Annotated in this window: 25 protein-coding genes; 8 read left to right on the top strand and 17 right to left on the bottom strand. The window is 67.8% G+C overall.

All coding sequences use genetic code 11. The features are described from left to right. The first annotated feature begins 58 nt into the window (after positions 1 to 58). Both H0524_RS15365 and H0524_RS15370 read left to right on the top strand, forming a co-directional pair. Positions 59 to 856, top strand: a complete 798-nt coding sequence (locus H0524_RS15365) for an exodeoxyribonuclease III (protein WP_180199236.1) — start codon at positions 59 to 61, stop codon at positions 854 to 856. A 213-nt stretch (positions 857 to 1,069) separates the two neighbouring features. Then, positions 1,070 to 1,939 (top strand): sulfotransferase domain-containing protein, encoded by an 870-nt coding sequence (locus H0524_RS15370; protein WP_180199237.1) that lies wholly within the window; start codon positions 1,070 to 1,072, stop codon positions 1,937 to 1,939. 21 nt (positions 1,940 to 1,960) lie between these two features. Here the strand turns inward: H0524_RS15370 and H0524_RS15375 are convergent, their stop codons facing one another. Further along, a complete protein-coding gene (locus tag H0524_RS15375) occupies positions 1,961 to 2,608 on the bottom strand; it encodes a class F sortase (RefSeq protein WP_180199238.1) in 648 nt (215 codons plus the stop codon). Further along, complete coding sequence (locus H0524_RS15380; RefSeq protein ID WP_180199239.1) at positions 2,605 to 3,255, bottom strand: hypothetical protein; 651 nt, start codon at positions 3,253 to 3,255, stop codon at positions 2,605 to 2,607. The genes H0524_RS15375 and H0524_RS15380 overlap by 4 nt, the downstream gene beginning before the upstream one ends. Before the next feature lie 120 nt (positions 3,256 to 3,375). Here H0524_RS15380 and trmB point away from each other — a divergent pair, with 120 nt between their 5' ends. Together trmB and H0524_RS15390 are read left to right on the top strand one after the other, a co-directional pair. Further along, positions 3,376 to 4,077 (top strand): tRNA (guanosine(46)-N7)-methyltransferase TrmB, encoded by a 702-nt coding sequence (trmB, locus tag H0524_RS15385; protein ID WP_180199240.1) that lies wholly within the window; start codon positions 3,376 to 3,378, stop codon positions 4,075 to 4,077. A 70-nt stretch (positions 4,078 to 4,147) separates the two neighbouring features. After that, complete coding sequence (locus tag H0524_RS15390; RefSeq protein WP_180199241.1) at positions 4,148 to 6,658, top strand: RNA helicase; 2,511 nt, start codon at positions 4,148 to 4,150, stop codon at positions 6,656 to 6,658. A 14-nt stretch (positions 6,659 to 6,672) separates the two neighbouring features. Here the strand turns inward: H0524_RS15390 and H0524_RS15395 are convergent, their stop codons facing one another. The 5 genes from H0524_RS15395 to H0524_RS15410 form a co-directional block, all read right to left on the bottom strand. Then, positions 6,673 to 7,239 (bottom strand): pyridoxamine 5'-phosphate oxidase family protein, encoded by a 567-nt coding sequence (locus H0524_RS15395; RefSeq protein WP_180199242.1) that lies wholly within the window; start codon positions 7,237 to 7,239, stop codon positions 6,673 to 6,675. A 79-nt stretch (positions 7,240 to 7,318) separates the two neighbouring features. Next, on the bottom strand, positions 7,319 to 8,044 hold the full coding sequence (locus H0524_RS15400; protein WP_180199243.1) for a nucleotidyltransferase domain-containing protein: 726 nt from the start codon (positions 8,042 to 8,044) through the stop codon (positions 7,319 to 7,321). 58 nt (positions 8,045 to 8,102) lie between these two features. Next, the gene (locus tag H0524_RS15405) at positions 8,103 to 8,711 is read right to left on the bottom strand and encodes a GNAT family N-acetyltransferase (protein WP_180199275.1); all 609 of its coding nucleotides are present in this window, start codon (positions 8,709 to 8,711) and stop codon (positions 8,103 to 8,105) included. A gap of 136 nt (positions 8,712 to 8,847) precedes the next feature. Then, a complete protein-coding gene (locus H0524_RS24915; protein ID WP_309225119.1) occupies positions 8,848 to 9,213 on the bottom strand; it encodes a hypothetical protein in 366 nt (121 codons plus the stop codon). 149 nt (positions 9,214 to 9,362) lie between these two features. Continuing rightward, positions 9,363 to 10,574, bottom strand: a complete 1,212-nt coding sequence (locus H0524_RS15410; RefSeq protein ID WP_180199244.1) for a helix-turn-helix transcriptional regulator — start codon at positions 10,572 to 10,574, stop codon at positions 9,363 to 9,365. 244 nt (positions 10,575 to 10,818) lie between these two features. Here H0524_RS15410 and H0524_RS15415 point away from each other — a divergent pair, with 244 nt between their 5' ends. Next, positions 10,819 to 12,147, top strand: a complete 1,329-nt coding sequence (locus tag H0524_RS15415; RefSeq protein ID WP_018214866.1) for an NAD(P)/FAD-dependent oxidoreductase — start codon at positions 10,819 to 10,821, stop codon at positions 12,145 to 12,147. A 25-nt stretch (positions 12,148 to 12,172) separates the two neighbouring features. Next, the gene (locus H0524_RS15420) at positions 12,173 to 13,717 is read left to right on the top strand and encodes an aminotransferase class I/II-fold pyridoxal phosphate-dependent enzyme (RefSeq protein ID WP_180199245.1); all 1,545 of its coding nucleotides are present in this window, start codon (positions 12,173 to 12,175) and stop codon (positions 13,715 to 13,717) included. Positions 13,718 to 13,786: 69 nt separating this feature from the next. Here H0524_RS15420 and H0524_RS15425 read toward each other — a convergent pair whose 3' ends face one another. From H0524_RS15425 to H0524_RS24920, 5 genes are all read right to left on the bottom strand, one after another. Then, positions 13,787 to 14,722, bottom strand: coding sequence for an aminoglycoside phosphotransferase (locus tag H0524_RS15425; RefSeq protein WP_180199246.1), 936 nt, complete (start codon positions 14,720 to 14,722; stop codon positions 13,787 to 13,789). Positions 14,723 to 14,832: 110 nt separating this feature from the next. Next, positions 14,833 to 15,738, bottom strand: coding sequence for an aminoglycoside phosphotransferase family protein (locus tag H0524_RS15430; protein ID WP_180199247.1), 906 nt, complete (start codon positions 15,736 to 15,738; stop codon positions 14,833 to 14,835). A gap of 301 nt (positions 15,739 to 16,039) precedes the next feature. Then, positions 16,040 to 16,552 carry a hypothetical protein gene (locus H0524_RS15435; RefSeq protein ID WP_180199248.1) on the bottom strand — a complete coding sequence of 171 codons (513 nt, stop codon included), beginning with the start codon at positions 16,550 to 16,552 and terminating at the stop codon, positions 16,040 to 16,042. Positions 16,553 to 16,603: 51 nt separating this feature from the next. After that, positions 16,604 to 16,978 carry a hypothetical protein gene (locus H0524_RS15440; RefSeq protein WP_180199249.1) on the bottom strand — a complete coding sequence of 125 codons (375 nt, stop codon included), beginning with the start codon at positions 16,976 to 16,978 and terminating at the stop codon, positions 16,604 to 16,606. Positions 16,979 to 17,050: 72 nt separating this feature from the next. Further along, on the bottom strand, positions 17,051 to 17,902 hold the full coding sequence (locus H0524_RS24920) for a TOPRIM nucleotidyl transferase/hydrolase domain-containing protein (RefSeq protein ID WP_255435970.1): 852 nt from the start codon (positions 17,900 to 17,902) through the stop codon (positions 17,051 to 17,053). A gap of 333 nt (positions 17,903 to 18,235) precedes the next feature. Here H0524_RS24920 and H0524_RS15450 point away from each other — a divergent pair, with 333 nt between their 5' ends. Next, on the top strand, positions 18,236 to 18,883 hold the full coding sequence (locus tag H0524_RS15450) for a hypothetical protein (RefSeq protein ID WP_180199250.1): 648 nt from the start codon (positions 18,236 to 18,238) through the stop codon (positions 18,881 to 18,883). 21 nt (positions 18,884 to 18,904) lie between these two features. On the opposite strand, the gene H0524_RS15455 is transcribed toward H0524_RS15450, so the two are convergent. From H0524_RS15455 to H0524_RS15475, 5 genes are all read right to left on the bottom strand, one after another. After that, complete coding sequence (locus H0524_RS15455; RefSeq protein WP_180199251.1) at positions 18,905 to 19,459, bottom strand: MaoC family dehydratase; 555 nt, start codon at positions 19,457 to 19,459, stop codon at positions 18,905 to 18,907. Continuing rightward, on the bottom strand, positions 19,449 to 20,690 hold the full coding sequence (locus H0524_RS15460; protein WP_180199252.1) for an aminotransferase class I/II-fold pyridoxal phosphate-dependent enzyme: 1,242 nt from the start codon (positions 20,688 to 20,690) through the stop codon (positions 19,449 to 19,451). The genes H0524_RS15455 and H0524_RS15460 overlap by 11 nt, the downstream gene beginning before the upstream one ends. 47 nt (positions 20,691 to 20,737) lie before the next feature. After that, entirely contained in the window at positions 20,738 to 21,580 is an 843-nt protein-coding gene (locus H0524_RS15465) for a CoA ester lyase (protein ID WP_180199253.1), read from the bottom strand. Then, positions 21,580 to 22,602 (bottom strand): zinc-binding dehydrogenase, encoded by a 1,023-nt coding sequence (locus tag H0524_RS15470; protein ID WP_180199276.1) that lies wholly within the window; start codon positions 22,600 to 22,602, stop codon positions 21,580 to 21,582. Before H0524_RS15470 ends, H0524_RS15465 begins: the two co-directional genes overlap by 1 nt. Before the next feature lie 100 nt (positions 22,603 to 22,702). Further along, on the bottom strand, positions 22,703 to 24,037 hold the full coding sequence (locus H0524_RS15475) for a peptide ligase PGM1-related protein (RefSeq protein WP_180199254.1): 1,335 nt from the start codon (positions 24,035 to 24,037) through the stop codon (positions 22,703 to 22,705). A gap of 523 nt (positions 24,038 to 24,560) precedes the next feature. Here H0524_RS15475 and H0524_RS15480 point away from each other — a divergent pair. After that, positions 24,561 to 25,715 carry a glycine amidinotransferase gene (locus tag H0524_RS15480; protein WP_180199255.1) on the top strand — a complete coding sequence of 385 codons (1,155 nt, stop codon included), beginning with the start codon at positions 24,561 to 24,563 and terminating at the stop codon, positions 25,713 to 25,715. Positions 25,716 to 25,875 lie beyond the last annotated feature (160 nt).

The raw sequence follows: 25,875 nt of genomic DNA on the forward strand, positions 1-25,875 counted from the left end.
TCGGCGACACGCCCCGGGCGAGCAGCAGGTCGGCGACAGATCGGGCAGGCTGGGACCCATGCGCCTGGCGACGTGGAACGTCAACTCCGTTAAGGCCCGCCTTCCTCGGCTAATCGAATGGCTGGCGGGCACGAACCCAGATGTCGTCTGCCTCCAGGAGACGAAGTGTCCCGACGGCGCGTTCCCGGTCGCCGAGGTTGGCGCGCTCGGCTACACGGTCGCCAGCCACAGTGACGGCCGGTGGAACGGGGTCGCCATTCTGTCCCGGGTCGGCCTGGCCGATGTCACCCTCGGCTTCCCCGACGAGCCGGGCTTTCCCGATCCGGAGGCCCGTGCCCTCGCCGCCACCTGCGCCGGACTACGGGTCTGGTCGGTCTACGTGCCCAACGGCCGGACCCCCGACGACCCGCACTACGCCTACAAGCTGGCCTGGCTCGGCGCGCTCCGGGACACTCTGGAGGGCGAACTGACCGGCGATGCGCCGTTGGTGGTGTGCGGCGACTTCAACGTGGCCCCCAGCGACGCGGATGTCTGGGATCCGACCCTGTTCACCGGCTCCACCCACGTCACGCCCGCCGAACGAGCCGCGCTCGCGGCGCTACGCGATCTGGGCCTCGCCGACGTCGTACCAACCCCGATGAAGGGCCCGCACCCGTTCACCTACTGGGACTATCGGGCCGGGATGTTCCATCAGAACAAGGGCATGCGGATCGACCTGGTGTACGCCTCGGCTCCGTTCGCCCGTGTCGTCCGGACCGCATACGTGGACCGGGAGGCCCGCAAGGGTAAGGGCCCCTCCGACCATGCTCCGATCGTCGTGGACGCCGACCCTGCCCCGGTGGTGGAGGCGTTCTGAGTACCCGGCCGGCGACAATTCGCGCCACACTCTGTGTTACCAGTCAATCGCCGAGGGTAGGATTGACTTTAATTGGACCGTCGGGGATATTCCTAGTGGCACGTTTGACACACCGGGACGGGAACGGTTAGATCCTGGGATTCAACCGACACCACCATCCCGACAATACGCCCAGAGCCCCCCACCTTTAAAGGCGCAGATGAGGCTTCGAGAATGCTCAATCGAACAATAGAGTTCACCAAGCAACACACACCCAATCTGACGCGCCGGATGGCACGCCGCGTAGAGCTCGAGGCCCACAATGCGAGAAAGCGGCTCCTCGTCCCGGTGGTCAGTCGGTGCGAGTTCGACAACATCTACCACTGCACCGTGCACAAGACAGGCAGCCAGTGGATCAAAGCCCTGTTCAGCGACCCGACCGTCTATCGCCACTCCGGGCTACTCCCCTACGACCCGCGATTCTACAAGCGACGCAAGCTACCCCTCATTCCACCCGGCCGGGCAGGCCTAGCACTGTTTCATTCTTACCCGCGCTTTAAGAAGATTCCGAAGCCTGGCACCTATCGCGCCTTCTTCGTGATTCGCGACCCACGCGATATCGTTATTTCAAGCTACTTTTCGCTGCGTAACTCACATGCTCCCATGGGTGACATCCTCCAGGTACGGAAAACACTGCAGGAAATCCCGATGAAGGAAGGGTTACTTTACGTCATCGAACGCCACTCCAAGCGGAACCTCTTCAAGCAGCTCCGGTCGTGGGCGGTCGCCCCGAGCTCCGAGACCTTCCGGCTGTTCCGCTACGAGGACCTGACCGGTGAGCGGCAGCTGGAGGAGGTGGACCAGCTGATGCGGCACTGCGGGATCACCCTGCCCGACACCGAGCTGGAGGCCCTGTTGTCCCGCTACAGCTTCACCAAGATGCGGAAGGATCGGGAAGCCGCGGGGAAAGTTTCCCACTACCGAAAGGGCAAGGCCGGCGACTGGCGTAACCACTTCGACGACGAGGTTTACGCGGCTTTCACCGCGGCGACCGGAAATCTCGTTGAGCTGCTCGGCTACCCGGCCCGCGACGCGGTTTCCTGACCGGGATCACCGGGCCCGGTCTCACGTCATGGTGGCGAAAGCGATGACGTTGTCGGCGTAGCCGGTGCGGCCCCCCACCCAGGCTCCACCGCAGGTGATCAGGCGCAGCCCGGCCGGCCCGGAGTCGCCGTACACCCGCTCGGCCGGAAGCTGGTCCTTGGGGAAACGCTCCACCGAGTCGACCCGGAATCCCACAACCGAGCCGTCGGCGCGGGTCACCTCGATCGGGTCACCGGGACTCAGCCGGTGCAGGTCAACGAAGACCGACGGACCATCCCTGGTGTCAACGTGACCGACGATGACCGCCGGCCCCGGCTCGCCGGGGACCGGCCCCCGGTCGTACCAGCCGGTCTCGTGTGCCCGCTCCAACGGCGGTACGGCGATCGAGCCGTCCCGGGCCTGCCCCACCGGCGCGATCGGGGCGGCGACACCGATCGCGGGTACGGCGAGGCGGACCGGCTGGCTGGTGACTGGTTCCGTACCGGCGCCACCGGCGGGTCGGTCCACGTCTGCGGTGCTCGCCCACTCCAGTGAGCCGGTGGTCCGGCCCAGCCCGGCACCCGTGGCGAAGACCCCCACCAGCACCAGCAGCACGGCGAGCGGCGCGGCCCACGGGCTACGCCGGCCCGCCGGTCGGCGGGCCGTGCGGACCGTACGGGCCCTGGTCATCGGCGGGTAGCCCCGCGGAGTCGGCGGAGGGACACCAGCCACACCACCAGACCGACCACGGTCAGCCCGACCCCGACCGGCAGCAACAGCTCCGCGGAGAAGTTACTGGCGGACCCGCCGAATCCGGTGGCCGGGCCACGACTGGACGTGACCGACTTGACGACCTGGAGCATCGTTGACGCGGTCTCACCGTCGCGGCACTCCAGTTTGACCCGGTAGCTGCCGGGCAGGGTTCGTTCCCGCACCATCGCCGTCGCGGTCAACAGCCCATTGTCCGGCTTGACCTGGACGCGGCCGAAGGCGTCGGACCAGACGTTCGCCGGGATGGAGTTGTCCCGGCAGCTCGCCCGGATCCAGACCAGGTAGCCGGCCTTCACCGTGCTCGGACTCACCTCAACGAAGACGGTCGACGGCTTCGGCCCCTCGGGCTGCATGGGCGCGGCCACCGGGCGAAGTGCCCCCTCGGGAGTCGACGCCGCGACGAGGGAGGACCAGGCCGACGCCGCTTCGGCAGCAGCCGGTCGGGCCGACGCCACCTGGGCTGACGCCGGCCCAGCCGTCGCGTTCGTGGCCCCGACCGCGAGCAGCGGGCCGACGACCGCGACCGCGATCGTCGCCACCAGGCCCCCGCGGGTCCCCTTCACCACAGCCCCCTCCCGACCCGGCTGGGCTGCCCTGCACACCCGGCCTGCCACACGGGGAATCCCGACATCCCCGTCGCACATCACATCCGATTCGGCGCGGTCCTCGCGTACGCTCGGATCGCTGTGACCCTCACCGACTCTCACCCCACCGCGCCCGCGCGGAGCATCCGGACCTTTCACCCGCGACGCGGCCGGATGTCGCCGCGCCAGACCAGCGCGCTGCAACAGCTGTGGCCGCGGTACGGCCTGACCGTCCCGGAGGTGCCCGGCAGGCCGGTGGAGCCGGCTGTCCTGTTCCCGCGCCGGGCGCCCCTGGTGTTGGAGATCGGTTCTGGGATGGGCGACGCCACCGTGGCGATGGCCTCCGCCGATCCGGACCGAGACTATCTGGCGGTTGAGGTGCACACGCCGGGAATCGCCAACCTCCTCGACCTGGTGGAACGGCACTCCCTGAGCAATGTTCGGATCGCCGAGGGCGACGCGTTGGACCTGGTCAGCGCTCTGCCCGCCGGCTCACTCGACGCGGTACACGTCTTCTTTCCAGACCCGTGGCCGAAGGTCCGCCACCACAAACGGCGCCTCATCCAGCCCGATCACGTCGCCCTGCTGCGCTCGCGGTTGGCGACGGGGGGCACGCTGCACTGCGCGACCGACTGGGCCGAGTACGCGGACGCGATGCGGCGGACCCTGGACGCCGATCCGGGGCTGGTGAACCCGCACGACGGCTTCGCGCCCCGTCCCGAGCACCGCCCGGTGACGAAGTTCGAACGCCGCGCCCGGACTGCCGGCCGACCGGTGGCCGACCTGATCTACTACCGCCGCTAAGCCCGGCGGGACGCCGATGACCGGCCCGGTTGGCGCGGGCGGTGCTGGTCGGGGCACCATGGACCCCGCCATGACACTTACCGCCGCGCTGCCGGCCAGCGCCGACCCCGACACCCTGTACGACGCGTTCGCCGGTTGGGCCTCCGACCGCGGCCTCGATCTCTATCCGCACCAGGAGGAGGCGGTCATCGAGATCGTCTCCGGCGCGAACGTGATCATGAATACGCCGACCGGGTCCGGCAAGAGCCTGGTCGCGATGGCGGCGCACTTCGCCGCGCTCGCCGACGACCGGACGACCTTCTACACAGCCCCGATCAAGGCCCTGGTGTCGGAGAAGTTCTTCGCGCTCTGCGAGGCGTTCGGGGCCGACAACGTCGGCATGCTCACCGGCGATGCCAGCGTCAACCCAGATGCGCCGGTCATCTGCTGTACCGCGGAGATCCTGGCCAACCTCGCGCTGCGCGAGGGCACCCGGGCGGACGTCGGCCAGGTGATCATGGACGAGTTCCACTTCTACAGTGAGCCGGACCGGGGTTGGGCCTGGCAGGTGCCGCTGATCGAGCTGCCGCAGGCACAGTTCATCCTGATGTCCGCCACGCTCGGGGACACCACCCGGTTCGTTGCCGACCTCACCCGCCGCACCGATCGCCCGACCGCCGTCGTCCAGACGGCCGAGCGCCCGGTCCCCCTCCTCTTCTCGTACGCCACGACGCCGATGCACGAGACCCTCGAGGAGCTACTGGAGACCCGCGAAGCCCCGGTGTACGTCGTACACTTCACCCAGGCGGCGGCCCTGGAACGGGCCCAGGCGCTGATGAGCGTCAACGTCTGCACCCGGGCCGAGAAGGACATGATCGCGGCGGCGATCGGAAACTTCCGCTTCACCTCCGGCTTCGGCAAGACCCTGTCCCGGCTGGTCCGACACGGCATCGGCGTACACCACGCGGGGATGCTGCCCAAGTACCGCCGCCTGGTCGAGACGCTGGCCCAGGCCGGGCTCCTCAAGGTCATCTGCGGCACGGACACCCTCGGGGTCGGCATCAACGTACCGATCCGCACCGTGCTCTTCACCGGGCTGTCGAAGTACGACGGCACCCGGACCCGACTCCTCAAGGCCCGCGAGTTCCACCAGATCGCCGGCCGCGCCGGACGGGCCGGCTTCGACACCCTCGGCCGGGTCGTGGTGCAGGCACCCGAGCACGTCATCGAGAACGAGAAGGCCCTCGCGAAGGCCGGCGACGACCCGAAGAAGCGCCGCAAGGTCGTCCGGAAGAAGCCGCCGGAGGGGTCGATCGGCTGGGGCAAACCCACCTTCGAACGCCTGGTCGAGGCCGAGCCGGAGCCCCTGGCCTCCAGCTTCCAGGTCAGCCACGCCATGCTGCTCAACGTCATCGGCCGCCCCGGCGACGCGTTCGCGGCGATGCGACACCTGCTCACCGACAACCACGAGGACCGCGCCGCCCAGCGCCGGCACATCCGCCGCGCCATCGCCATCTACCGGGCGCTGCGGGCCGGTGGCGTCGTCGAGGAACTACCCGAGCCGGACGAGTCCGGCCGCCGGGCCCGACTCACCGTCGACCTCCAGCTCGACTTCGCCCTCAACCAGCCGCTGTCGCCCCTCGCCCTCGCCACCATCGAGCTCCTCGACCGCGAGTCCCCGGCCTACGCCCTGGATGTGCTCAGCGTGATCGAGTCGATCCTCGACGACCCGCGCCAGGTGCTCTCCGCGCAGCAGTTCAAGGCGCGCGGTGAGGCGGTCGCCGCGATGAAGGCCGAAGGCATCGAGTACGAAGCCCGCCTCGAACTGCTCGACGAGGTCACCTGGCCCAAGCCCCTCGCCGAACTGCTGGACAACGCCTACGAGATGTACCGCCAGGGGCACCCCTGGGTGGCCGACCATCAGCTCTCCCCCAAGTCCGTCGTCCGGGACATGTACGAGCGGGCGATGACCTTCGGCGAATTCGTCCAGTTCTACGGGTTGACCCGGTCCGAGGGCCTCGTCCTGCGGTACCTCGCCGACGCGTACAAGACGCTCCGGCACACCGTCCCCGAGGACGCCAAGACCGAGGAGCTGGTCGACCTCATCGAGTGGCTGGGCGAGCTGGTACGCCAGGTCGACTCCAGCCTGATCGACGAGTGGGAGCGGCTGCGCAACCCCTCCGACGTGGACGAGGTCGCCGTCGCCCTGGACGACCAGCCGACGGCGGTCACCCGCAACACCCGGGCCTTCCGGGTGCTGGTCCGCAACGCCCTGTTCCGTCGGGTGGAGTTGGCCGCCCTGCACCGCTGGGACGAGCTGGGCGAGCTGGACAGCGCCGCCGGCTGGGACGCCGCCGCCTGGGAAGACGCCCTGGAACCGTACTTCGAGGAGTACCCGGAGATCGGCATCGGGCCGGACGCCCGCGGGCCGGCGCTGCTGCTGATCGAGCAGGGCAGCACGACCTGGACCGTACGCCAGATCCTGGACGACCCCGAAGGTGACCACGACTGGGGAATCAGCGCCGAGGTGGACCTCGCCGCCTCCGATGAGGCGGGCGCGGCGGTCCTCCGGATCACCGAGGTCGGACAGCTCGGCGGCTGACACCCCGGCCGGGCTCAGTCGTCGCCGTCCGGGTGGAAGCCGGTGCGTTCGCCGCCCTCGGACTCGTGTTCGCAGCGTCGCCAGAACTGACGGGCGGCGAAGCCCTCCCGTCGGAGCCAGTGCTCGGTGTAGACGATCCGGTCCGCATCGATCACCACCAGGGTGTCCCGTGGCGGTTCGGCGAGCGATCTGCCCCGTTCGGCGTGCTCGTTCTCCCACCGAAACGCGGCCCAGTAGGGCTCGCGGTCGGGGTGGTCGGGTGGCAGCACCCGAGCCTCGCCGAAGAGCTGCGCGCCGCGGCTGCTGGCCAGCCCGACCAGCGGGGCGAAGATACCCACCGAGACCCGTGGGTCCCGGGCGATGTTGCGCAGCTTCGGTGACCGCGGCGCGGCGGTGAACATCACCGCGAAGTCGAGCGGGTAGTAGCGCACCGGAGTGGCCAGCGGCCCGTCGGGCCCGACTGTGGCCAGCACACACATGTTCTGCGACGAGAGCAGGTTACGGATGCGCTCCGCAAGCCGGTCCCGCGGCAGCCGCCGCGTCGGCGCGGGTTCCGCGAGCCACGGGTTCGTCAAGGGCATCGCTGCATCCCCCATCATGCGATGATCACTCGCGAACACAGTATCGATCCTGAGGTCGGCGCGGCGCTCGAGAGTGGACTCACCGGGTGCGCTTCGCGTAGGCGACTGTCCGGCGGGCGTCGCGCCAGGCGATCCAGGCGGTCCGGAGCCGAGGCAGGGAGACGGCTTCGCCGCACCGTCTGGCGCTGAGGTGGCCGATCAGCCAGGTGGGAGCGTTCGCCTGGTTGATGGCCTGCGTCTTGGTGAGAAGCTCGCCGTGGTCGAGGGCGTGCCGGCCGCGTGCCATGGCGGTGAGACCGAGCTCGGCAATCGTGGGTTCCAGCCACCACCAGGGACGCCGGACAGCCAAGCCCCAGTAGCCGGTCAGCTCCGCCCGCGCCGCTGCTCGGACGTCGGCGTCCGACGCCTCGGGAAAGACCTCGCGGGGCGAGCGCCCAAAGACCTCGTATCCGTGTCGCACCAGCTCCGCCCGGGTGACCCGGGAAAGAGTGCGGTGAACGAAGCGGCCATGGGTCCAGGTGGGATGCGGTAGCTCGAGCTCCGCAACGGTCGCGCCGTCGACGTACCCGCACCCGAGCTTGGCTCCCGCGCCACTTCCGCGGTCGAGACGGCGGTGAATGGCAGCGAGCGCCGCCTGCCGGCCGGCGTCGACGCGCCCATCCACGAGCGCGACCAGATCAAGGTCGCTGACGCCCGGAATGTAGTCGCCGGTGGCCAACGACCCGGCGACCATCAGGTCGCTGACCCAGCCGAGACCTCGCAGTTCGTTGCCCAGGTCGTGGACCGCAGCGGGTGCTATCGCCATGCCGGCGAGGGTAGTAAGCACCGGCAACCCGCCAACCAGGGCGGGATCCAAGCGAGCATCATTGAGCCGTCGCGCCTACCACCTTCGACCACGTTGCCCGCAAGGGACGAACCTGATCGGGTCTCACCGGCTGGGGCTCCCGCGTCTCACTCTCGAAGAGTTCGTTCGGCATGTCGTAGTACTTCGTTGTTCGGCCCAGGTGTGTCATGCCGAGCCGACGACAGACTGCCTGGGAGGCCCGATTGTCCGGATGCGTGACCGCGATGACCCTCGTCAGCCCCCGGTCGAACGCGTCCGACAGGACCGCCGCCGCTGCCTCGGTGGCGTAGCCGTGCCCCCAGGATTCCGGATGCAGCTGCCAGCCGATCTCGACCTCGGTCGGCCCACCGGCCTGCTCCCCTGCCGACAGCGGAATCGGCTTGAGCAGGAGATTACCGACCAGCCGGCCGTCCGCCGCCGTGGTGATAGCCCAGATCCCGTGGACCGGATCATCGATGGCGCGGCGGCGTGCGATCGAGGCGAGGGCACGCTCGCGATCGTTCATGATCGTGGGCTGCGGGCCCACAAATCGCACCACCTCCCAGCGCGACTCAAGATCAAACAGAAAGTCGGCATCCTCGTCCTGCCAAGGACGCAGCCGGAGGCGGTCACTCACAATGGTGCGCATGCGATCCATCTAGCCAGCACCGGCACCACGACTCAACCCGATTCGCCGCACTCGCACTGCGTAGCCGCAGTTCTCGCCACACAATCGGCCGCCCCTCCCGACGCACCAGGCCCCCTTCGGGCAAGGGGTTACCCCGTCACCGCACACCACCCAAGAACCGGGCTACACTCGCGCGGGCGAGCCGGCTGGTCGCCCACTCCACCTGCCAGCACGGGTACGGAGTCAGCCGCGACCACCACACTCGACAGCCAGCGCACATGCCGTCGAGCCCTCGGACGTGCACCGCAAGGATCACTTGCTCCGGCCCGCCGGTCACTGCTCGCCCCCTTGAGGCCAGTGACCCCGATTGATTGGGATCCGATGCCGGGCACGACACGGCAGTTCGGCTCCGCACCGGCAGACACGCCGCCATCGTTGCCACGACCAGACCGAACAATGCCGTCGGGCAAACGTCAACGCGGTGGCTGACAGGTAGTCGTCGTACGAGACGCGCCGCACGCACCCTCCCTCGTCGCTCGCGAGGGCAGCCTCGCTGCCCTCTGACTGCGGAGGACGCGGCGACCGGGCGCAACTCGCACCGCCCGCCGCATCCCGTAAACGACAAGCTACGGTGGGTTGCACGCTGGAATGGGTAAGGTTCCTACCTCCCGATCACGAGACGAGTCCGACTCGGGCCGCGAGGTCGCGGGCATCGTCTCGGGTGGCACGCGGGCCGCCGAGCAGGTCCACGGTGATCTGACGGGCGTACCCGTTGAAGCGGATCGTCTCTGGGGCGGACTCGTACGCATGCCGCAGCATCGCCACCGTCGCTTCCGTATCGCCCTTGCCGTAGTGCGCCCGCGCGACCTCGATCAAATGGCGCGCCCGGCGCGGCCTCGACGGGATCGCTGCCGCATCGTGGCGGCGGGCCTGCCGCACCGCCTCGCCGGACTTCTGCAACTCCACCGCCACGGTCACTGCGTGCGCGCCCATGATGGCCCGGGAAAACGACGTCTGCGGCTGGTAGAAACCCTGCGGTAGGCGCTGCGCCACGCGATCCGCGCGATCCCAGTACCGCCAGGCCCGCCCTTCCGTGCCGGCACGAGCCGCCGTGTACGCGGCCTCGAAGTTCAGCGCACCCCACAGCGCCAGCAGATTCGTGCTCCCATCGACCGTTGCCGGCTCCACGGCCGACAGCACGTCCAGCGTCACCGCCATCGCGGTGTCCCAGTCCCCAGCGTCCCGATGCACCTGACACAGGAACCACCCGGCACCGGCCACCGCCTCCGGGTCACCGGACTCCTGCGCCACCACCATCGCCCGATCCGCCACCCGCCACAACAACTCGGCAGCAGGCTGGTACGCGATGAACATCTGCGCCAACCCGAGCGTCTCCGCTAACAGCACCTGCGCCTGCCGCCGCTCGTCACCCTCGTACCCCAACACTGCACGCTGCGTATCCCGCAGCAAACCCGGCAACAGACCGCCCAGCACCGTCCGGTGATCCGACGCCTGATGACGGGCCCGCCATGCCATCGCCAGCCGCTCCCTCAGCCTGACCAACGACTCCGCCGGGACGCCATCAGCGAACACGACCCGGTTCACGGCATCCCGCACCGACGCCAACGCCGGATGCTCCGGCCCACTGACCACCACAGACCGGTCACCCAACTCCACGGCCAGGACAGACACGTCGACCTTCAGAGCACGCGCAATCCGATCCAGCATGGGAAGTCGTGGCGGCAAGATCCGGTCGGTCTCGACCGCCTTCACCCACTCGGCGCTACGGCCCACCAACCCACCCAGCACCGCCCGGGTCCTTCCGGACCGCTCCCGGTAGACCTTCAACCGTTGCCCGAACGTCAACTCTGGCAAGGAATCCACCCGGAACCTCCTCGCGTAGCACTGAACGCACCACCGACCCATCAAGCCGCACTCCCGCCCAACGCTACCGATCCGCAGGCTGCCTCAGAACCCCCACCCGTAGTAGCGGCCCGCCACACCGTGTCACCGGCGCAACCATCAGCCGTCGGCTGCTCGGAAAGACCTAGTTGGACAGATACGATCGCGGCCAGCAGACTAGCCCCGCTGGGATCGTCGAGCTGCCGCTCCTCGGAAGGGAATCCGCATGTCTAGGTACGACGCGATTGTCATCGGAGCCCGCTGCGCAGGCGCGTCCACCGGCATGCTCCTGGCCCGACAGGGGCACCGGGTGCTGGTATTAGACCGATCGAGCTTCCCCAGCGACGTCATCTCGACCCACTTCCTCTGGCCGCACGGGACCTCCTACCTGAACCGGTGGGGCCTGCTGGACCAGGTGCTGGCGGTCACCCCGTCGCACACCGAGGTCACCTTCGTCAACGACGGCATTCCGCTCACCGGCTCGGTGCCGGACGAGCTGCTGCGCGCGTACTTCCGCGACTGGCATGGCGACGACTCGGGCGTGGTGCGCACGTACGCCTCGGTGCGCCGCCACGTACTCGACCAGATGTTGGTCGAGGCGGCGAGTAAGGCCGGCGCCGAGGTGCGGACGAACTTCACGGTGCGGGAGCTCATCACCGAGGGCGACCAGGTCGTCGGGGTACGGGGACGCGACTCCGACGGGCAGTTGGTCGAGGAGCGCGCCCGAATCGTGATCGGTGCCGACGGGCGCAACTCGTTCGTCGCCCGCACCCTCGGCCTACCGAAATTCGACGAACGGCCCCGGTGCACCTTCGCCTACTGGAGCTACTACTCCGGCTTCGACCTGGGTCCGGCGCAGCTGCACCGACGTGGTCGGCTGGCCTGCGCCGTCGCACCCACCAACCACGACCAGAACATGGTGCTGGTCTGGGGTCCGAGCGAGTGGTCCCGCGAGTTCCGTCGCGACGTGTCCGGCAACTTCCAGCGGGCGCTGGATTTCGTCAGCCCGGAGCTGGGCGAGGTGGTCCGGACGCAGGGCGTGCGGGCGGAGCGCGTCTACGGGACGTTGGATCAGTCCGCGTTCCTCCGGCCCCTGGCCGGACCGGGCTGGGTGCTGGTCGGGGATGCCGAGTCGGCCAAGGACCAGTGCACCGCGATCGGGATGACCCACGCGTTCCGGGGCGCGGAGCTGGTCGCCGACGCGCTGGGCCGGTGGTTCTCCGGGGACGTGTCGCTGGAGGCGGCGATGGCCAGCTATGAAGGCCGCCGCCGCAGCCAGAACGCCGCCGCCTACTACGACTACGTCTGCACGCTCGCGGAGATGCGCCCGTACCGCCACGACGAACTGCAGTTGTTCGTGGCGTTGCGCGGAAACCAGCAGGAGATCGACCGGTTCGTCGCCACCCACGCCGACGTCGCGCCGGTCTCGGAGTTCTTCCAGGCGTCGAACCTCCTCCTGCTCAACGACGCCGCGAAGGAGACCTCGGCCGGGTACCCGGTGTTCGAGGACTACCCCGCGACCGCTCGGATGTACCAGCAGAACCTGTTCGCCTGACCCGTACCCCGCCCGGAGATCGACTGTGTCCCTGCCTGAGCTTGACCAACGCAACGACGACGAACTGATCGGGACCATCCTCGCGGCCGCCGGCCGGCAGGATCTGGAGGCGATGGCGGCAGCCGCGGCCGAGGTCTCCGAGATGACCCGCAACTGGGCCACCCACATCCCGTGGGACGAGTTCGACTCGTTGGACGAGACCACCCTCAACGAGGTGGTCGCCGACCTGACCCAGATGTGGGAACCCGTCGACCTACAGGTTGACGCCGACGAGGCGTACGCGCTCGACAAGAACGCCTATGACTTCTACCGGCCGGCCGGCCGCAACCTGATGACCCGTACCGAGGAATTCCACGGGTGGGTCGAGGCGCGGCGGCGGACCGAGACGTGGCAGTACTCCAGGACGCTGGAAGCCGCACCGAGCAGCATCGCCCAGATCACCAACGACATCGGCCGGCGTACCCGCGGGATCAACTTCAACTCGCAGGACTATCTGTCGTTCAACACGCACCCGGCGATCCGGGAGGCGGCGACCAAGGCCATGCGGGACTACGGTCCGCACAGCGCCGGGTCACCGATGGTGCTCGGGAACACCCGAATCTCCGACGAACTGGAGGCATCACTCGGGGAGTTGGTCCGGGCCGAGCAGGTGACGCTCTTCCCGACCGGGTGGGCCGCCGGCTTCGGCGCGATGGCGGGCCTGGTCCGCCAGGAGGACCACGTTCTGATCGACCGGCTGGCGCACTCCTGCCTCCAACAGGGGGCCCGGGCGACCACCCGCAACGTGGTGCGCTACGAACACCTCAACGTGGAGGCGGTCCGTCGCCACCTGGTCGACATCCGCCAGCGGGACAGCCGCAACGGCATCCTCGTCGTCACGGACGGCCTCTTCTCGGTGGACGCGGACTGGCCGGACCTGGTGACCCTGCAGCAGGTGTGCCGGGAGCACGACGCGACGCTGCTCGTCGACGTGGCGCACGACCTGGGTTCGATGGGCCCGGGTGGCACCGGTGTCCTCGGGTTGCAGGAGGTGCTCGGCGACATCGACATCGTGATGGGCGCCTTCTCCAAGACGTTCTGCTCCAACGGCGGCTTCGTCGCCTCGGCCTCCCCGGCGCTCAAGCAGTACCTCAAAATGTTCGGTGGGTCGCACTTCTTCTCCAACGCGCTGTCGCCCGTGCAGACCGCCGTGGTCCTGGAAGCCTCGAAGATCATCCGATCCGCGGAGGGCGACCTCCTCCGTTCCCGGCTGCGCACCGCCGTCACCGCGCTTCGAGACGAGCTGACCGGGCACGGGCTGACCTGTATGGGTGAACCGTCGCCGATCGTGCCGCTCCTGATCGGAAACGAGAAGCTGGCGCGGATCGCGAACCGCCTGCTCTTCGACCGTGGGGTGCTCGCGTTCATGGTGGAGTTCCCGGTGACTCCCACCGGCTCGTCGCGGTTCCGGCTTCAGGTGCAAGCGAACCATGAGCCGGAGGAGGCACGCGCCGCAGCGAGGATCATCGCGGACGCCATCACGGACGCCCGCACCTACCTGTCCAGCGCCTTCGGGAGTACGGAGCGGTAGCCATCGCCACGCCTCATCAGCCGACCCCGGCTGGCCGGGTCATCCCGCCGGACGGTGATGCGGGAGGAGTCAGATCACGGCCAGGGCCTTGGTGATGTTCCGCTCGGCCAGAGCCAGCATCCACTGGCGGTCCGGGAAGTCGGTGTCGGCGATCCGAAGGGGACCCTCGATCAGAGACAGGACCTGGGCGAATCGGTAGAGCTCCAGCCGGTTGGGGTCGAGTTCGACGGACTGGAGCGCGGGGTACGCGTCACCGAAGCGCAACTGCAGCCAGGCATGCTCCCACTCCACGTCGAAGAACGTCAGCCCCTCGATGTCGATCATGGCGGGTGCACCGGAAGGCGGGACGAGCACGTGGTCCGGTCCGAGTTCGCCGTGTATCAACCGGTAGTCGTGGCGAACGGTGACCGCGCCGCGCAGGCGCCGGAGATGGTCGGTGATTCGGTCGTGGGCATCGGCGAGGCGGGCGTCGCGGGCGGCCGCCGCGTCGAGGTGACCACGCGCCCGGTCCTGGATGATGTCCTCGGTGCTGCGGGTCTGTAGGGCCTCCCCGCGGGCGATGGCGGCCAGCTTGCCGTAGTGGGTGCTGCGGGAAGTGTGCATGCGGCACAGGGCAGCACCAAGTGTGGACAGCGGCGTCATGGCTGCGGCCGGGTCATGTTCCATGAGCGCCTCGAGCGTCACCGCACCGACATCCTCGACCAGAGCAAGGTCGGCCGGGTGGTAGCGGCCGGCGCGGTCGAGCATCAACAGCCGTGGCGTCCGCACGTCCACGGCGCTGAGGGCGGCGTAGTTGGTGGCGAACAACTCGACGCCCGACGCGTCGGTGAAGGGATCGTCGGGGACGGCTGGTGCCGGCGGCCAGTAGTTCTCGCCTGCTGCCCAAACATAGAGGATCGCTGTCGACTGGTCGTCCAATCTGAGCCGGTAGACGCCCTTCTTGCTGCCACCGGTCAGCCGGTCCAGGGCGGCAGGTCTACGGTCTGCGCCGAACTGGTCCACCACCAGGTCGTGCAGGTCGTCAGATTATAGGACTGCCCGTGTCACAGGTCGCCTTTCTCCTGTTGCTCGGCAGGGGTTCGTGATGGGCGCAGCGGCTTCCTGAGAGTACGGAGTTAGCGTGTTGCGGCGTCGGTGAGGATCGCTTCGAGTCGTGTCCGGCATTCGCCCGCGAAGGCGGGCCAGGTATTCCGGTAGTAGGAGATTCCGGCGATGCCCACGGCGATGGCCCATGCCCGAGCCTTCGCCCAGCTCACGTCGTCGAGGTCCATGGCGTTCCAGTAGGCCTGTCGCGCTGGAGCCGGCAGATCCCAGGCCGGGGCGTGCTCGGCAGCAGGAAAGCCGATCGACAGTCCCCCGAAGTCGATGACGGCGTGCAGTCGGCCCCTCGCTGCCAGAAGGTTGGCGGGGCGAAGGTCACCGTGGAGCCATACGTGCGAACTGCAGGGCTCGGGCAGCCTGATGGCGGCGCGCCAAAGCCCTGCCAGGGTGTCGATATCGAGGTCGTCATCCATCGTGGTCCAGCAGTCCGCGAAATAGGTGCTGATGGCCTCTTCGCAACCCTTCAGGCTGCCTCCGCGGTACCAGCTCAGTTCACCGGCGCGAGAGGCACTCATGAGATCGATGCCGTGCAGCTCATGAACGAATATTGCCAGCTCTGTTCCGAAGGCGGCCCAGTCCTGGACGGTATTCGCGTTGACCGCGGTTCCGTCGATCCAGCGGTAGATCGACCAAGGCAGCGGGAACTCGGGGGTTGGCGTGCCGGCGTAGACCGGTTCCGGCGTCCGGTAGGTCAGGAGCGGTCCCAGCCGAGGAAGCCACGTCCGCTCCTTATCCAGGGACGGCGCCTTGTCGGCTGTTCGCGGCAGCCGGACCAGGAGGTCTTCTCCCAGCCGGTACATGATGTTGTCAGTGCCGGCGCCTGCCGGTGACAAGGGCAGCGATGCCCAGTCCGGGCGTTGAAGCTGCAGAAGTGACGTGACGACTGCCTCGTCAACCCGAATCTCGTCCTTGTGCAGCATGGCAGAGATGCTGCCGTAGCCGGAGGAGCCGGACCAACCAAATTTCTCAGCAGCAGCAGCGACCGCGACCTCCCCCGGAGCAGCCAGGTGTGGTGCGAGGCGGGGCCGGCAGGCCCGACAAGAGACGACCATGCTGTCGGGTCCGCCGGAAGATTGCGGGTGACCGAGGCGCTGACCAGCAACTCGCAAAGGTAGGTCCAGACGACATCGTGCCGAAACGTCCGGGCCCATCTTGCGAAAATCTGACCCGAGGCGACCATGCACCGCGAAGGTAGGTCCCCTGACTCGGCCTTCTCGCCGTTCAGAGGAGGTGCTCGCGCCAGTCCCGGCCTGGTGCGCTGAAGAGGAGGCCGTTCTCGTCGAGCGCGTTGTAGATCGTCAGGTGTCCTGCTGGGAAAGCGAAACCGAGGGCGACGCTGCCGTCGGCCATGGTGCCGCCGGCCCATTCGAGAAGGCTGGCGTGGCGCAGCTCTTGTCCGCGGAGTTCTTCGAGCTGCGCGATCGGTTCCGGCCGCCAGGCAAGTTGGAAGTCGTCGGAGGTCGGCCAGGTGAGGGGCTGATGCGGGTCGATGCTGTTGAAGGTGATCGACAGGTCGTCGGTCTTCTGATGGTTAATCTCGACCTGCTCACTTCCAAAGTCAAGCAGGACAGGGCAGTCGGCGAACCATTCGTCGGCGCCGAGGTCCCAGACCAGCCAGACGTGGCGCAAGGTTCGGCCGGCAAGACCAGCAAGGCGACGACCGTGGGCGGCACTGACCGTCTTCAGGCCATGCAGCCAGTGCGGTCGGTAGCCGGCGATGCCGAAGTCAAACACATGATCATTCTGCCATCGCGACCCGTCGGGTGCCGCCTGGCGCCAGGCGAGTCAGTAGTCCGGCGCGGGACATAGCCAGTTCGGCATCGCGTCGCCTTCCTCCACTGCGGCAAGCTCGTCGAGCATCTCGGTGAGCCTGCTGGGCGTGATGTCAGTCTCACCGCCGACATAAAGACCATCCTCGGGCCGGGTGGATCGGAACGCCGAGACATCGACGTGCGGCCCGTAAAAGAGAACCAGCTCGGCTTGGAGGACATGCCCCACGACACGAAGTAGCCAGGTCGGATCCATGCCTGGAGCGTCCAGCGGCCCGAGAAGTTCAAGCTGAAAGAGCGTCTGGGCCTCGCTCCATGCGCCAAGGGCTGCGCCGAGTTCGAGGTCTCTGCTCTCGAAGGGCTCTTGGGCTGGCTGATCACGAAGCGGCATGCCGACGAAGGTAGCGATCCGGTCGTCCGGCGCCGATGCTCGGTCAGCAGTCGGCGCCGGATCCGGCGGGTGCTACTTGTTCTTGCTCTTGCGGATCAGCCCGTTGAGCCGCTGGAAGAGCTTCTCGATGCGGTCGAGGGTGGCGGTGTCAAGCTCGGGCAGTGAGGCATGTTCCCGCAGGTAGGTGCGGGCGGGCTTGTAGTGGTTGAACTTGCCGCCGGCAATCTTCTTCTTCTGGAAGTATGCCTCGACTTGGCGAACGACGCGCGGGTCCCGCGCGTTGAGGTCGGCTGCGGTGATCGGCGCGGGCAGCTCGCTGGCGTAGGCGCGGTTGACGAGTTCGATGTAGAAGTCGCGGTCGAAGAGGTCCTCGATGTCGGCATCCGCTGCGCCGGTGAACTCCTTGATCTCGATCAGGCCGTTCTTGGCGAGCTGATCGTTGGCCCTAAGCTGCTGAACGGCTTGGACGTCCTTGGTGCTGGAGTCGACCAGTACCGCAATGTTGATCTTGTTGGCGCCCAGCAGGGCGGCGAACGTGGACAGCTTGCCGGCTCCACCGATTGGGGTGACGACCCAGCGCTGGTCGAGGCTGGTCCGGCGGGCGGTTTCGGCCGCGTCGTTGAAGATATCCAGGTAGATCATGTCGCTGGGGCCTTCGACGAGCAGGGTGTCGTCGGCGACGAACAGCGTCTGGGTCATCTCGATGCCCATGGCGGCCAGCAGCGGGAAGGCCATGTCAGTGTCGGCTTTGAAGATCTCCTCGGAGACCTTGGTGCCGCCGTCGAGGTGGTCGATGACGGTGCGGGCCCGCGTTGCTCCGACGGCGCTGCCCTCGGCATCCGCCCGCGCCGCCGCGACCGCTACCTCCCCCGCGTACCCGGTCGGAGTCAAAACCCGCCCGGCGAGCCGCCGCAGAGACTTCACGCATCTCCTCGTCCGCCAGCCGGACGTTCAAGCAGTTCAACCGCCCGGACGGCATCCGCGCCCGGTTACGGGCCAGCGGCACTACCGCGCTGGAGCCCGTCGGAGAATCGACGCTCATACCACAACTGACGCCGCTTCCCGGCGACCAACTCGGCGCGTACGGGTGACTCGCAACCCGTTCCGGACGGCTCGCAAGATCACTCGCAGACTTATCCGGACACTCGCAGGATTCGCGCGGACGCGACACATGCGTGGGTGATTTGTCCTGGTCGACGTCAGCTCCGTCGATTAGAATGTATGTACTAATCTCGCCGTTGAGCTGGGAGGATGCCCGTGACCGCGCCCACCCCCGCCACTCCCCTCGCCCCCTACACCACGCTCCTTGGCTTCACCCGTTACGTCGACCGCACCGGCCCGACCAAGGCCACCTTCGTCGGCGGCCTGCGGCGGCAACGGGCCAGCCGCTCCGGCTTCAACCCACATGGCCAGTTCGTCAAGGCACTCAAGGCCGACATCGCCTTCCACACCAGCGGCACCCACCTCGATCGGGTGGTCACCGCCGTCAAACCCCGCTGGCGTCCGCTCTACCAGGCGTTGGCGCCGGGGGCGATGGCCTGGCTGCTGTCCCTCGGCGCACCCCGGTCGGTCGACCTGGCCCAGACCCGCGACGCAATCGCCCTGCTGGGCGACCTGCCCGTGAGAATCAACCCACACTTCGGAATCCGGTACGCCGACGGGCGCGCCGAGGCCATTCGCCTGCACTTCGACGAGGCTCCGCCGAGCGACGAGGCAGCCCTGGCCATGCTGCACCTGATGGGCCGGCAGATGGAGGCGATTCTGCCGCACGCCGAACCCGTCCTGGTCGATGTCCGCCGTGGCCGGGCGCACCGCACGCCGGCGACCGCGAAGCCCGCGGAGATCGAGCGCTGGCTGACCGGCGAGGCCGCCGCCTTCCACGCACTGTGGAGCACGGCGGCCTGACCGCGCGGGGTGGGTGGAGGGTCAGTAGCCCGTCGTGTCGTCGATGCTGGCTTGCGCGGTCGGCACCAGGAAGCTCCGCTCGAAGGTGAGGACCACCTCGCCGGTGGCTTTGCGGCCGATGGTGCGGCAGCTCACGATGCCCTCGCCCGGCCGGCTGGCGGAGAGCCGTTTCGCGGTCACCTCGCTCTCGGCGTACAGCGTGTCGCCCACGAAGACCGGCTGGGGAAGATGGATCCGCTCCCAGCCGAGGTTCGCGATGGCCCGGCCGCTGGTGCTGCGGGCGGTCATCCCGCCGACGATGCTCAGGGTCACCAGACTGGAGACCAGGGGCTGGCCCCACCGGCCCGCCTCGGCGTATGCGCCGTCGATGTGCAGCGGTGACGCGTTCATGCTCAACATGCTCATCAACACGTTGTCCATCTCGGTCACGGTGCGGCCGGGCCGATGCTCGATCACCGTGCCGACGACGATCTCGTCGTAGTAGAAGCCGACCTGTTCGCGGTATCGGTTCTCGCCTACCCTCCGGAAGCCGACCGGACCGGAGCCGGTCGGCTTCCCGGCCTGCTCAGGCCGCATCGGTAAGCTCCCGTACATGGTCGGCGAAGGTGGCCAGGACCGACCGGTCAAGGTCGGCGCGGATCATGATCCGCAACCCGGCCTGGCCCTGCGGCACGATCGGAAAGAACACCGCCGAGCTGTAGAAGCCACGCCGGTACAACTCCGCGGAGAGTTGGACTGCCCGGTCGGTGTCGCCCACGGTGATTCGACGTACCGGCAGTCCGTTTCCGGCAAAGGAGGTGGGTAGCAGCTCATCGAAGTACGCCACGTTCTCGTCCAGTCGGCGCTGCAACTGGCCCAGCTCGGGTGAACGGTGAATGGCGGCGCTCGCCAACGAGGCCCCGACCAGTGGCAGGGCCATGTTCTGCGACCACCCCACCGGCCCGGCGTGCCGGGTCAGGAAACGGGACATCGCCGGGTCGCCGAGCATGGCCACACCACCACCGGTGCCGAAGCCCTTGCCCAGGCTGGTGACGATGACGGTGAGTGGATTCATGACCAGTCGGGATCGGACGAAGCCCTCACCCCGCTCGCCGACCAGCGACAACGAGTGCGAGTCGTCGATGAAGAGGAACAGACCGTACCGGTCCTGGAGTTCCAACAGACCGTCCAGGGCAGCGGCGCCGCCCATCGAGTACGCGCCGTCGGCGACGTAGGCCACGCTGGGATACTGCCGGCAGATGTCCTCCAGGTAGTTCAGGTCGTTGTGGTCGCAGGTGAGGACCAGACTTTCCTCTGCGCAGATGGGCTTCACGTACGACATGCAGAAGTGGCAGTGCCGGTCAAAGACCATCACCCTGGGGCCGCCCGGAGCGAGGTGCCCGGAGGCCACCAGGGGCAAGATGCCGGCGGCGAGCGCGCTACAGGTGGCACCGGGGAGGATCTGGGCACCGAACAGTTCTCCCAGCTCCTCCTCCAACCGGGCCAGCAGTTGGTGCCGGATGCGGGTGGTGGAGGTGACCAGCCAGGTGGTGCCGGCCTCGCGTAGCGCCGACACCGCCCCCTCAATCACTGCCGGATGGTGGTTGAGGCCGAGGTAGGCGCAGGAGCACATGTTGACGAACTCGTGGCCGGTCGCCCGGTCAACGAGCCGGTTGTTGGAGTCGCCCGAGGGCGTGTCGACACTGATCCCGGTCAAACCGTGGTCCGCCGCTGCCTGCCAGACCGGGTCGGCGGTCCGGATCATCTTCTCCGCGTGGCGGTACCGGTGTGGACCGACGAAGCTCTGGTGTTCCGCTGTGCGCGTCATTTCCTCTCCCTGCCAGTGAGACTGACCGCTGTTGTCCCGGCCACGGGTCAGCCGGATGAGTCGAATTCGTCGAGCAGCCGCTGGGACGCCTCGAAGAAGGGCCGGCCGACCATCACCCCGTCAACGGTGGTGATGCCCTGGCCGCTGCGCTGGCCGGCGGCCACCACTCGCCGGGCCGCTTCCAGGGATGCCGCGTCGGGGGAAAAGACCTGGTTGATGACCGCCACCTGGCGTGGATGCAGGGCGATCTTGCCGCTGAACCCGAGGTCCCGAGCCAGAATCGCCTCCCGCCGTAACGCGGCCAAGTCCTGCACGTGGAAGGTCGGCGAGTCGATCGCCTCCACCTCAGCCGCCCTGGCGGCGTTCACCACCCGGGTCCGGGCCTGCGCCAGCGGCTCCCAGCGCAGTTGGGCACCAATAGCGGACGCGTAGTCCGCCGACCCGAAGACCAGCGCACGCAGGTGGGGCGACGTCGCCGCGATCGCCGCGGCGGCCTCCACCCCTCGTGGTGTCTCAATCACCGCGCACAGCTCGAGGTCCGGACGGACCGGCCGGAGTAGTCGCGCGACTATCTCAATGTCGCGTGGCGATTCGACCTTGGGCACCAGCACGATGGAGGGCCGGATTGGATACTCGCGCAAGGCGAGTAGATCCCGCATACCTTCCGATTCGGTAAGTGTGTTCATCCGAACGGCGCAACGGCGACCGGACGCGCTCTCCCCACTGAAGAACGCGCTCCCCCGGTCCCGGGCCTCGGCCTTGTCCTGCGGCGGCACCGAGTCTTCCAGGTCGACCAGGCAAATGTCGGCTCCCGAACGGTGGCAGGTTGCGTACCTGCCGACCGCGGTCGCCGGCGTACACAACATGGAACGGCAGTACCGGGCGTACATCACACCTCCCGGCGTACGTCGATGAGAACCTTGCCCGAAGTGGCGCGGGCGGCGACCGCCGTGTGGGCGACGCCGACCTCGTGCAGCGCGACGGTCCGGTCGACGTGGACCGTAAGCTGGCCGTGAGCCGCCAGCTCGAAGAGCCGGCCGACGATTCCGCACAGCAGCTCACGGTCGTCCACCACGTGCCGCATCCAAAAGCCGGCACAACCGATGGAACGCTCGGCCAGTTGCGCGGTGGTCACCGCGACGACACCGGTGGGGTCCTCCGGACCGACGGGCACGTCACCAGCTCCGCAGGTTCCGGGATCGCTCGAGTTGCCGGGCCGCCAGCCGAGGCAGACCAACCGTCCAAACGGTGCCAGGCCGACCAGGGCGGCCCGCGCCACCGCGCCGCCCACCGAGTCGACGAACAGGTCCACGCCGGCTCCGCCGGCCGCCTCCCGCACCCGGTCGGCCAGCTCTGGATCTGCCGGGTCCAGCACCACATCTGCGCCGAGTCCGGTGACGAACTGTCGCTTCGCCGAGGTCGACGCCAGGCCGATCACCGGCGAGGCGCCAAGCGCCACCGCGAGCTGCACCGCGAGGTGTCCAACCCCGCCGGCCGCGGCGGAGACCGCGACACTCTCCCCGGCCCGCAGCCGACCGGCCAACGACAACGCCCCGTACGCGGTGCTGCCCTGCTCGAACAGACCGAGCGCCTGCGGGTCATCGATGCCCGCCGGAATCTCCACGGTGTGCGCCTCCGGGGCCGCCACCACTTCGGCGTACCCACCGCCCTGGCGTAGGAGCGCGACGACCCGCCGTCCGTCGGCCCGTCGACGCCCGACCGCCTCCACGCCGAGCACCGCCGGCAGCGGCAGCTCGGGGTGAGCACCGGCGCAGCGCTCCAGGTCATCGAAGTTGACCCCGGTCAACGTCACGTCGATCAGACTCTCCCCCACCCCCGGCGATGGCTCGGGTATCCGCTCGACGCGTAGTGCTTTCGGACCACCTGGTTGGCGCAGAACCACCGCCCGCATGGACCGGGTCATCGCGGCCACCAACGTCCGCTGCGATGCGAACCGACGAGTACCGGTCCCCAGCCACCGCTACGGGTGCGTCCCGACGATGCGGAGCAGGTCATGCCGACTGGTCCACGAAGAGTTCCCCCCGCCGGCGATGCAGCTCCTCCGCCGCCTGAAGGTCATCCGCGATGGCGCAACAGGCGACGGTACCGTCCGCGTCCACGTCGTCGGAGGTGATCACGACCCCGGTACAGCTGGTGGCGTCGTACGCCAAGCCGGCCGTCGCGAGCCGCTCGACAGCCGCCGTGAACGACGGTACGGCCCAACCGAAGCGTTCCAGGAAGACCCGCTTTTCTCGGTACTCGGGATCGACCACCCGACCGTAGAGGGCCAGGTGGAGGTGGGTGGAGCCAGTTAGGCGACAGTTGGTCTCGGTGAAGAGCACCTGCTTGTCCGGAGTAGCGATAGCGTCGGCACATACCACGCCCCGGTAGCCGAGTACACGGAGGGACTCGACCAGCCGGTGGGCGCCGTCTAGCAACTCTGCCCGGGTCTCCGCGTCGATCGTCTGCGCCGGCAGCACCTGGCCGATTGCCCTTGGCGCCATCAGCAGATCTCCCACCCCGATCAGCTGCGCCGCCTCGTCGGTCACGATGTACTCCGCGTAGCTGGTGGCGGACCTGGGGAAGAACTGCTCCACCACCAGCCGGTGGGCCTGGCCTGCGGTGAGCCCTTCCCACCGCTGCTGTACGTATGCCAGCAGCGCGGGATGGTCCGGCAAAACCACCGCCCGGGTCGCGCCGGTCGGCACGACGCCATCGGTACGGCTGAGGACCTCGTTGCCGAGACCACCTCCGTTGAACTCCATCTTGACGATCGCGTCGTGTCCCTGCTCGAAGAGGTCAGCTATCGCCTCCAGTGCCTGCTCCGGCCGGGCAACCACGGTGCCCGGCGCGATCGGCACCCCGGCTCCGGCGGCCAGGGCCCGGAACCCGGCCTTGCTGTTTACCAGCGCATCACCGGCCTGGTTGCTGAACGGATAGCCGGGTAAGGCCGCCTCGGCGCCGAGTGTCCGGGCGATCCTGGTGATGGAGAGGTCCTTGTAGACGGCCAAGATCTTGGCCGGAGGCCGGTTGCCGAGCGCACCGCGTAGCTTGTCCAGAAAGCTCGGATCGGTCAGCCGATCTGGGGTGAGGATGTCCGAGCCGAGACTGCCCGGTGGCGGGATCACAGTGGTCAGGGTCGAGGCGCGGGTTCCGGTCAGGTCAGTGATGTAGCTCAGGTAGTCCGCCGGCGGGGCGAACGGCAACACCAGCACGTCGCCGTCCCGGGCGAACCAGAGTAGGCGCTGCGCGGCACAGCCACCACCGCGCAGTTGGTCGGCGGTCAGCGCCGCCAGATCGCCGACCATCTCCCAGGTTCGACTATTACCGATAATCAAGGTTCTCATTACCGCCCCATCAGTTCGGCGGGATTTTCGGACACGGCCCCGCCCAGCCGGATCAACCGACTGTTGAGCTGCGAAATGAGACAGAACGGGGCATCGTTACGAACCGTGTGTCAACGTATGAAGAGATCTCCGATTTGCTGATCGACACGCTATCAATTGACACCGGCGAGAGCAAGGAGTGATCTTGCTAGCACCCAGTGTAGCGGCGATCAGCCTCCCGGGGTCGCGCCGTGAAAGATCATCAGCGACGCCACCCTCACCCATATCCAGTCGCACCATTCATCCACATGAGATTTAAGCAGCCTACCGACGTTACGATCACCGCTGGTCACAGCCAACCCATCCCAGCCGGCCCGGCCCACCCCACCGTGCCGCCAGCCTAGATCATCATTGCCGAAAGTATCGATCACTGGTTGCATGAGTGACGGACATAGCTCCAAGCTGCCACTGCAGGTAACAACCACGTCACGCTCCTCGTCACTGCGGGTGAGCGCACCACACATACGTCTCCTGGGGGGGCCACATGAGGCTGCACAGTTTCGATGAATGGTCGCCGTTACGCGAAATCGTCGTGGGTTCAGCCTCGGGCTACCGACAACAGGCCCGCGACCTCTCCTTCGATCTCTTCTTCTACGACAACCTCATCCACGACAACCCAAAGACTCACCCTATCTACTATCCACGGTTCATGGCCCACGGTCAGCCGACGCCGGGATCATTGACCTCGAAAACCCTGGATATCAAGCAGCGCTATGTGGACGAGTTACACGAAGACGTGGAAGGAATAGCTGGGACGCTCAAGTCCCTTGGCATACGCGTTCACCGACCGATGAACCTCCGCGAGGGCGCGGCACACTTCGCCACCCCCGCGTGGTCCGCCACCGCGCTGCCGCCCCTGAACGTCCGGGACAACACGTTGATCCTGGGTGACGAGATCATCGAAACGCCACCAATGATGCGCTCGCGCTACTTCGAGACACAGTTCCTGAAGCCCGTTTTCATGGAATACTTCAAACACGGCGCCCGGTGGACGGTGATGCCCCGACCGTGGATGACCGACCGCTCCTTCGACCTCGCCCACGCCGAACAGATCGTCACGATGGAGACGGTGCCCACCATCAACGACTCCCCCTATGACGTGGGCATCGAGATGCTCTTCGACGCCGCCCAGTGCCTGCGATTCGGTCGGGACATCCTGGTCAACATCGCGACGGCGAACCACCTCCTCGCGTGTGAGTGGTTGGAGCGCCACCTGGCGGGCCGCTACACCATCCACCGGATCGACCGGCTGGCCGACAGCCACATCGACAGCATGGTGCTCCCCCTGCGACCGGGCACGTTGTTGATCCGCTCCCGACGGTTCCTCGACTACCTGCCCAAAGCTCTCCAGAAGTGGGATGTCATCGAGGCGCCCGAGCCGAAAGCACAGAACTTCCCCCAGTACGACGACGATGACGTCATCCTCACCAGCCCGTTCATCGACCTGAACGTGTTGTCAATCGATGAGCACACCATCATGGTCAACGATTCCTGCCCGGAGCTGAGCCGCGCACTGGAAAAGCACGGCTTCGACGTCGTGCCGGTACGTCATCGCCATCGGCGATTGTTCGGCGGCGGCCTCCACTGCTTCACCCTGGACACCGTGCGCGACGGCACACTCGAGGACTACTTCTCCTGATGGAGTTTGTCGCACCAACCAGCCCCAGCTGGTAGCAACACCGATCTTGCCGGCTCGACCCCCCAACCCCTGCGGCTTGTCGCCGGAGCCGACGGAGGGATCCTAGTACGGCAGTCGCCGTTCGTGAGGTGACCTCGGGTCCCGCGGGAACGAGGACGGC

Source organism: Salinispora sp. H7-4 (assembly GCF_013416675.1).
GTDB lineage: Bacteria > Actinomycetota > Actinomycetes > Mycobacteriales > Micromonosporaceae > Micromonospora > Micromonospora vitiensis.